At 36.9% G+C, this 636-nt stretch carries 1 protein-coding gene and 1 pseudogene; both read left to right on the plus strand.

The window, feature by feature from the left end:
• Positions 1 to 401, plus strand: a pseudogene (locus ACFIL8_RS12140) (hypothetical protein); the annotation flags it as partial.
• 15 nt (positions 402 to 416) lie between these two features.
• Positions 417 to 593, plus strand: a complete 177-nt coding sequence (locus ACFIL8_RS12145) for a hypothetical protein (RefSeq protein ID WP_273790878.1) — start codon at positions 417 to 419, stop codon at positions 591 to 593.
• Positions 594 to 636 lie beyond the last annotated feature (43 nt).

The raw sequence follows: 636 nt of genomic DNA on the forward strand, positions 1-636 counted from the left end.
GTTTGATGAAAGAACAGCCGCAGCATTTTTGTTTCTTTGAAAAAAGCGGAAAAGAAAAAGAGAGAGTGCCGCAAAACTTAACACTAGAAACACAGATAAGTTTCTATTCGTTAAAAAAATGGCTCGCTTTTTCACGCAAAGATTATATCCTCCACGCATGCCTTTCTTTCATCATTATGTTTTTCAAAGCTTATGTCTATGTGATTTTCTTTAAAGAGATAGATGAGATCAGATTTGAATATTTTGTCATTCTCTTGCTTTTCTGGTTTTTTTTATCGGTATGTATTTTTGCAACGATCCCTGTTGTTGTGATCCTTCGTGAAATTTTAACCCATCGATTGAAAAAGAAGATTCAGCAGTTGGAAGAAGTGACTGAAGCAACCCAATCAATCAATTTATAAAGGGAAGGGGATAAAATGCATTACGAAATGGCGGCAGCTTGGACGGTGATTTTGATCATTCTGCTGGGGGGTGTTTTTGATTTTTTCTTAACAATACCCATTGTGGCACTGTATATTTCTTTTATCAAGCGTTTGATCTCGTATTACAAGGTTACCAAACAATTAAACGCAGCGCTGAAAAAGCGCATGTAGTGCTCGTGTCATGGGGGAGGCGTAAGTTTTAGATCATGCCATT

Origin of the sequence: Bartonella sp. AP57NXGY (genome assembly GCF_042195805.1) — a bacterium.
Classification (GTDB): Bacteria; Pseudomonadota; Alphaproteobacteria; order Rhizobiales; family Rhizobiaceae; genus Bartonella.

Coding starts and splice junctions, on each gene's coding strand:
- ACFIL8_RS12145 (WP_273790878.1), top strand. CDS start 417: ATGCATTACGAAATGGCGGCAGCTTGGACGGTGATTTTGATCATTCTG.